The following is a 7,060-nucleotide window of genomic DNA, read 5'->3' on the forward strand; positions in this document are numbered from 1 at the left end:
GCGCGATCAGGAGATTAAAGTGAGCACCCCCCTGTCACATCCGCTTTCCAACCAGGGTATCGAAACTCGCGCCACCATCCACGCGAATCTGTCTTCAAGCGAACTGACCGAGCACGCGCTGGCGAACGGCGAGGGCCGGCGCGCCAAGCATGGGCCGCTGGTGGTCGAGACCGGCAAGCACACGGGCCGCAGCGCGAAGGACAAGTTCATCGTCCGCGACGCCGAGACGGAGAACACCGTGTGGTGGGACAACAACGCCTCCATGACGCCGGAGCATTTCGCGGCCCTGAAGGCGGATTTCCTCGCCGCCGTGGCGGAGAAGGACGCGCTCTACGTCGCCGATTTGTTCGGCGGCTCGCAGCCCGAGTACCGCGTCAACGTGCGCGTCGTGAACGAACTCGCCTGGCACAATCAGTTCATCCGCACCCTGCTGGTTCGCCCGACCGCGGCAGAGCTGGCCGACTTCGTGCCCGAATACACCATCATAGATCTGCCGAGCTTCCAGGCTGACCCGGCACGCCACGGCACACGCAGCGAGACGGTCATCGCGGTCAATTTGTCGGAGAAGCTGATTCTGATCGGTGGCACGAAATATGCCGGCGAGATGAAGAAGAGCGTATTCGGCATTCTCAACTACCTCCTGCCGCCGCAGGGCGTGATGCCGATGCACTGCAGCGCCAATATCGGCCCGGATGGCAAGAGCGCGGTGTTCTTCGGTCTGTCGGGCACCGGCAAGACGACGCTGTCGGCCGATGCCAGCCGCACCCTGATCGGTGACGACGAACACGGCTGGTCGGACACTGCGGTCTTCAACTTCGAAGGCGGCTGTTATGCCAAGATGATCCGCCTCAATCCCGAGGCCGAGCCCGAGATCTTCGCCACCACGCGCATGGAAGATACCGTGCTCGAAAACGTGGTGATGGACGAGGGCGGGGAGATCGACCTCGACGACAACAGTCTCGCGGAGAACACCCGCGGCGCCTATCCGCTCAGCTCGATCCCCAATACCAGCAAAGAGAACATGGGGCCGCCGCCGAGCAACGTGATCATGCTCACCGCGGATGCCTTCGGCGTGCTGCCCCCGATCGCGCGGCTGACGCCCGATCAGGCGATGTATCACTTCCTGTCGGGCTACACCGCCAAGGTCGCCGGGACCGAAATCGGTGTGACCGAGCCGGAGGCGACCTTCAGCACCTGCTTCGGCGCGCCGTTCATGCCGCGCCATCCGAGCGTGTACGGGAACCTGCTCAAGAAGCGGATCGCCGAGGGCGGGGTGCAGTGCTGGCTGGTCAACACCGGCTGGACTGGCGGCAAGTACGGCACCGGCCACCGCATGCCGATCAAGGCTACCCGCGCGCTACTCAATGCCGCGCTCGATGGCAGTCTCAACAATGCGGAGTTCCGTAAGGATCCGAACTTCGGATTCGAGGTGCCGGTCAGTGTGCCCGGCGTCGACAGGGGCATTCTCGATCCGCGTTCGACCTGGGCGGATCAGGAGGAATACGATCGGACGGCGCAGAAGCTGGTGCAGCTTTTCATCGACAACTTCTCGCCTTTCGCCGATCATGTGGATCAAGGCGTCCGCGACGCCGCTCCGAACGCGCCCGTAGCGGCCTGATCCGCTCCCCTCTTTGGAGAGAGAATCGCGCACCAGTTGGAGAGGAGAGCCCCCGCCCGGGAAACCGGAGCGGGGGCCTTTCGTTTCAGCGAAGCGCGCGTACAATCGGGCGCGGACGGATCAATCACCAGGAGGACGATAAATGGCCCTTTTCGATCAGCTGCTCGGTGCGGCGCACAACCATCCCACAGTAAAGAACATGGCCGAAAAGCTCGGCATCGACCCGGCCCAGGCGGAACAGGCGATCGCCGCGCTGGGAGCCGCGCATCACGAGGATGGCGACACCGTCGGCATCGCCGCGCAGAAGACGGGCCTCGACGCCGGCGTCCTGCAGCAGATCGTGGAGCAGATCGGCGGGGAGGGCTCGCTCGCGCGCTTCACCCAGATCCTCGACCAGGATCACGACGGCAATCCGTTCGATGACATTGCCGGCTTCGCAGGCAACCTGTTCGGGAAGCGCTGATACGTTGTCGCCGGGATCGAGGCGACATCGCCTCGATCCCGGCATCGCGCGCCTGAACGGTTTCAGTCGGTCAGCTTGATCAGCGCCGTCGGAGGAACTTGTGTTCGCTTGGTAATCTTCCACTCGAGCACTTGGCCTGCCTCTGTTTCCGCGGGTCCCTCGTCGGTGTTGTTCGCCAGGATCTCGCCATCGGTCACGACGCGGAATGTTCCGTTCAGCTCGGGGACGGGGAACGTATCCTGCTCCACCGAACCGTCGCTTGCGACGGAGCCGGCCATCCCCGCCATCATTTCCCGGAAAGGACTTCCACTGCTTTGCGGCGCGAAACCGGGCGCATCGATCCGCACTGTGCCGTTGTCGCGTCTTGCGACAAGCACGAAGAAATTGAATGTCGGCAGGCGCTCGATCGTCGGGAACACGAAGTCATGGTCGAGCCTGCCAGCGACGCGAAAGCTCACCTGGAACAGACCGTCGCCCTTGTACTCGACGCTCTCCCAACCCGCCTGCCGCTGCAGCCGTTCTGCGAATTCCTGCGCGGCTTCGGGATCGGCTGGATCGATGCCGCCGAGCATCGCGCGCGTCATCTCGGCTTCTCTCTCCCGCTCGCGCTGGCGTTCTTCCGCTCGCTGCTCCCAATCGCTTTTCTGCTTGGCGAGTTCCTCCTCGGTGCACTCGCGATCTTCGAACGTTTCGTCATCATAGCAGGATTGCTCGACGAACTCGTCCGCCGCGTCCTCCGCCGCATTGCCGAGGTCGGCTAACTTGCTCAGCGCGAGAAGGTATATCTCGCCGTCGTAACTGTACACGAAGGTGCCGCTCTTCCGCAGTTCGAGCTGGGAGGTGAACCTGCCCGGCGACAGCAGACAGCCGGTCAACAGCAGTGCTGCCGCACAGGCGAAGCCGGCTATCGCCGTGCGGCGGATCGTTGTCGAAATGGTCATAGCTATTCCCCCCGTCTGTCCGCTCGTCAGCGCGTTGTGATGGCGTATAGTGCGATTGCAGCCGCATTCGACACGTTCAGGCTTTCCATCGCATCGCTTATCGGCAGGCGCGCGAGGGCATCGCAATGCGCGGCGATATTGGCACGCATGCCTTCGCCTTCCGCGCCGAGCACGAGCGCAACGGGGCCGGCCGGGAGCGCTTCGGCCAGCGTCGCCTCCGCTTCCCCGGCGAGCCCGATCCGCCAGTATCCCGCCTCCGCGGCGCTCTCCAGCGCGCGCGCGAGATTCACCACGCGAACCCAGGGCACGATTTCCAGGGCACCCGACGCGGACTTGGCGACGACTCCCGATTCGGGGGGCGCGTGGCGGTCCTGGGTCACGATCGCGCAAGCGTTGAATGCCGCGGCAGAGCGAAGGATCGCGCCCGCGTTGTGCGGATCGGTCACCTGATCGAGAACCACAAGCGGCCGGGCCGGATCTCCGGAAAGCACCTCATCGAGGTGCATGTCCTCGAGCGGCGCGCATTCGAGCACCAGTCCCTGATGCGGCGCATCGCGTGCGACGAGCCGCGCGAGATCGGGGCCATCGGCGAACTCGACGGGAAAATCGGGCGGCAGTTCGCCATCAAGCGAATCTATCCCCTCGCGTGTCGCCCATAGCTTGCGGTGGACGCGCGCCGGATTCTTGAGCGCAGCCTCGACCGCGTGCCGGCCCCACAGGCGTACCTGCCCGGTGCTCGCGCGCCCACTGCCGCGCCCGCCCTGCATACGCCCGGCGCGCCCCCGCAGCGCTCGCTTGCGATCACCTTTGGCCAATCGAAATTCCCTATCTTCACTCGATCTTTCGCTCGATCAGAGCCCATGCCAGCGGCCCCATTGACAGGCAAGCGCCGCTTCGCCAAAGGGGCGCCTCTCGGCAGACGGCACCTCCTTCGAGGGGCGCCATTCCCGCACGCCAGGCATGTGGACAGGTGGCCGAGTGGTTAAAGGCAGCAGACTGTAAATCTGCCCGCGCAAGCGTACGCTGGTTCGAATCCAGCCCTGTCCACCACCGCCCTTTCCTTCAGCATCTATCTGCATCCCCAGAAACCCATGGAAACTGTTGAAGTTCTGCGGTATATTACGTCCATTCCGTCCCCACAGAGCCATCGTGATCCACCCGCATCCGAGGCCTAGTGTGGGGAAGGTGTGGGGAAAGACGGACGCTTCCCCACACTTGTATTTTCTGGAACGGCCTGCGGAAATGTGGGGAAGGAAATGGGCAAGCTCACGGCGGTAGCGGTAAAGGCAGCTTTAGCGAATCCGGGCACGTATCAGGATGGGGAAGGTCTTTTCCTCAAAGTTGGGAAAACCGGCTCGGCTTCATGGCTGCTCCGACTCCAGCAAGATGGAAAGCGACGGGACATCGGGGTTGGGAGCGCAAAGCTGGTCACGCTGGCGGAGGCACGCGAGAAAGCGAACGAACTGCGCAAGGCCGTGAAGGTCGAAAAGCGCGATGTTCTTACGGAGCGCAAGGACGAGGCTGCCGCCAAGGTGACCTTCCGCGAAGCCGCTACACAGTATCACTCCGAAAACGAGGCGGGCTGGAAGAGCGCTGTATACGCGCGCCAGTGGCTGGCCAGTCTGGAGAACTACGCCTTCCCCAAGCTTGGCGACATGCCGACCGGCAGTATCGCTGCAGCTGACATCATCGATGTACTCACGCCGATCTGGCAGGAAATCCCGGAAACCGCGCGCCAGGTACGCAACCGGATTTGCGCGGTACTGGACTACGCACACGCAAAGGGCTGGCGGTCGACCGAAGCGCCATCTGGGAACAGTAGCCTGAAAGCCGGGAGGGGTCTGCCACGGCAGATCAAGAAAACCCAGAATCGAAAAGCGATGCCTTATGTCGCTATCCCATCGTTCCTGACCGCACTAAGGCGCAAGCCATCCTTCGGACGCTTCGCGCTCGATCTCCTCATCCTGACCGGCACGCGCTCGCAAGAGGTCCGACTCGCGACGTGGGAAGAATTCGATCTGGAAGAGCGGCTGTGGACGATCCCCGCCGAACACATGAAGCGCAGCAAGGCACATGTTGTCCCGCTCTCCGAGGCCGCAATGGGCGTGCTTGCAAAGGCGGACGCCTTCAAAGTCGGAGGGGCCGAAGTCGTCTTTTCCGGAGCTACGGGCAAAGCGATGTCCGACATGACGCTGCTCAAGGTGCTGCGCGACATGCAGGAACCCTTTCACGTCCACGGTTTCCGCTCGGCATTCACGGACTGGGCGGCAAACGAGGGTTTTCCCAATGCAGTTGTCGAGGCAGCGCTCGCGCATAAAACGCCAGACGCGGTTCAGGCGGCGTATCGCCGCACCACTTACCTCGGCACTAAAGAGAATCCTGGTATACGGGTGAAGCTCATGGAAGCTTGGGGAGCCTACTGCGCGAGCAACGTGGCGTCATAAGGAGGCGAATTAGCTGGAGCGACTGCTTTCCTGTCTGAATACTTCAAGCTGGATTCGATGGTCGGCAAGCAGTTGAAGCATGCGCTTTAACGTTTCCCTGACAGTCTGCTGATATCGGAATTGCGTCATGATGCTGGAACCCACGAAAGCAGAGATAGCTCGCAGAAAGAAAGTGGCAGCTCGTTCTGCATTAGCCGATGCCGTGAGCAGGAGTTCGAGCGAAAAAAAAGCTGAACCTAAACGGGCAGATTTCGGACTGCCGTCAGACTTTGATTTTGAAGAGTTTGACGCGTTCTTGAAAAAACGGGAGCGGCTTTTGAACCGCCCCGGGATTGCCGGAGGCCATTCGGTTTAAATTATGCCGCCATGGGCGTGTCGTCCAGCATGGCGTAGTATCGTGCTTCAGCTTCGGCAGGCGGGATATTGCCGATGGGCGCGAGCAGGCGCCGGTTGTTGAACCAGTCGACCCATTCGAGCGTGGCGTATTCCACGGCTTCAAATGATCGCCACGGACCTCGGCGGTGGATGACCTCGGCCTTGTAAAGGCCGTTGATCGTTTCGGCCAAGGCGTTGTCGTAGCTGTCGCCAACACTGCCGACCGATGGTTCGATCCCGGCTTCGGCAAGACGCTCGGTATACTTGATCGAGACATATTGGCTGCCACGATCACTGTGGTGGATCAGGCCGCCACGGTGAACAGGCCGTCGGTCATGGATCGCCTGCTCCAGGGCATCGAGTACAAAGCTGGCATGCGCCGTTCTGCTCACCCGCCAGCCCACGATATAGCGGGCGTAAACGTCGATCACGAAGGCGACATAGACGAACCCGGACCACGTCGCGACGTAGGTGAAGTCCGAGACCCACAGCATGTTGGGTGCCGGTGCATGGAACTGGCGGTTGACCTGATCGAGCGGACATGGCGCTGCCTTGTCGCTCATCGTCGTCTTCACCGGCTTCCCCCGGATCACGCCCTGCAGGCCCAGCTCACGCATCAGCCGTTCCACCGTGCAGCGGGCAATATCGAAGCCCTCGCGCTGCATCTGCCGCCACACCTTGCGATACCCGTAGACCTTGAAGTTGGCATCGAACACGCGCTGAACCTCGGGCTTCATTGCTTCGTCGCGCTGGGCGCGTGGTGACAGGCGCGACGGATCGCGGCGCTGTGCGACACGCTCGTGGTAGGTTGATGGGGCGATCGGCAGAACCCGGCAGATCGGCTCGACCCCATACTCACCCCGATGCTCATCAATGAAGCTGGTCATCGCTTGAACGGGCGGTCGAGCTCCGCCTGGGCAAAATATGCAGAGGCCTTGCGCAGGATCTCGTTGGCCTGGCGCAGCTCGCGGTTCTCGCGTTCCAGCGCCTTCAGCTTGTCTGCAACCTCCACCGGTACGCCGGCACGCTTGCCGCTGTTCACCTCGGCTTTCTTCACCCACTCCAGCAACGTGTGCCCTGAACAGCCAATCATCGCCGCTATGGATGTGATCGCTGCCCACCGGGATGGATGCTCGCTCTCTTGGTCCAGAACCAGGCGGACTGCCCGCTCGCGAACTTCCGGTGCAAACTTGTTCGTCGTCTTGCTCATCGTAGACCC

The 7,060-nt window shown here is 62.3% G+C and carries 7 protein-coding genes, 1 tRNA gene and 1 other annotated feature; of the genes, 5 read left to right on the forward strand and 3 right to left on the reverse strand.

Going from position 1 to position 7,060, the window contains the following annotated elements:
* Nucleotides 1–19: 19 nt before the first annotated feature.
* Together D2V04_RS01270 and D2V04_RS01275 are read left to right on the forward strand one after the other, a co-directional pair.
* Nucleotides 20–1,618 (forward strand): phosphoenolpyruvate carboxykinase, encoded by a 1,599-nt coding sequence (locus D2V04_RS01270; RefSeq protein WP_119511583.1) that lies wholly within the window; start codon nucleotides 20–22, stop codon nucleotides 1,616–1,618.
* Nucleotides 1,619–1,760: 142 nt separating this feature from the next.
* Entirely contained in the window at nucleotides 1,761–2,081 is a 321-nt protein-coding gene (locus D2V04_RS01275) for a hypothetical protein (RefSeq protein ID WP_119511567.1), read from the forward strand.
* A gap of 62 nt (nucleotides 2,082–2,143) precedes the next feature.
* On the opposite strand, the gene D2V04_RS01280 is transcribed toward D2V04_RS01275, so the two are convergent.
* Nucleotides 2,144–3,022: a hypothetical protein gene (locus tag D2V04_RS01280; RefSeq protein ID WP_119511568.1), complete on the reverse strand. Its 879-nt coding sequence runs from the start codon at nucleotides 3,020–3,022 to the stop codon at nucleotides 2,144–2,146.
* 26 nt (nucleotides 3,023–3,048) lie between these two features.
* Nucleotides 3,049–3,789 (reverse strand): 23S rRNA (guanosine(2251)-2'-O)-methyltransferase RlmB, encoded by a 741-nt coding sequence (gene rlmB, locus D2V04_RS01285; RefSeq protein ID WP_182849615.1) that lies wholly within the window; start codon nucleotides 3,787–3,789, stop codon nucleotides 3,049–3,051.
* Between the two features lie 197 nt (nucleotides 3,790–3,986).
* On the opposite strand from rlmB, the gene D2V04_RS01290 reads away from it, so the two are divergent.
* The 3 genes from D2V04_RS01290 (at nucleotide 3,987) to D2V04_RS17700 (ending at nucleotide 5,821) form a co-directional block, all read left to right on the forward strand.
* A tRNA-Tyr gene (locus D2V04_RS01290) sits at nucleotides 3,987–4,072 on the forward strand.
* Nucleotides 4,073–4,278: 206 nt separating this feature from the next.
* Nucleotides 4,279–5,466, forward strand: coding sequence for a tyrosine-type recombinase/integrase (locus D2V04_RS01295; protein WP_119511570.1), 1,188 nt, complete (start codon nucleotides 4,279–4,281; stop codon nucleotides 5,464–5,466).
* 127 nt (nucleotides 5,467–5,593) lie between these two features.
* Entirely contained in the window at nucleotides 5,594–5,821 is a 228-nt protein-coding gene (locus tag D2V04_RS17700; protein ID WP_147391745.1) for a hypothetical protein, read from the forward strand.
* Nucleotide 5,822: 1 nt separating this feature from the next.
* Here D2V04_RS17700 and D2V04_RS01300 read toward each other — a convergent pair.
* A protein-coding gene (locus D2V04_RS01300) for an IS3 family transposase (RefSeq protein ID WP_119511571.1) occupies nucleotides 5,823–7,051 on the reverse strand; the annotation gives its coding sequence in 2 pieces (ribosomal slippage) (nucleotides 5,823–6,763 and nucleotides 6,763–7,051; 1,230 coding nt in all).
* Nucleotides 6,654–6,770: a sequence feature (AL1L pseudoknot), on the reverse strand. It overlaps the preceding gene by 117 nt.
* Nucleotides 7,052–7,060: the final 9 nt, after the last annotated feature.

The sequence above is a fragment of the Pelagerythrobacter aerophilus genome, assembly GCF_003581645.1.
GTDB lineage: Bacteria > Pseudomonadota > Alphaproteobacteria > Sphingomonadales > Sphingomonadaceae > Pelagerythrobacter > Pelagerythrobacter aerophilus.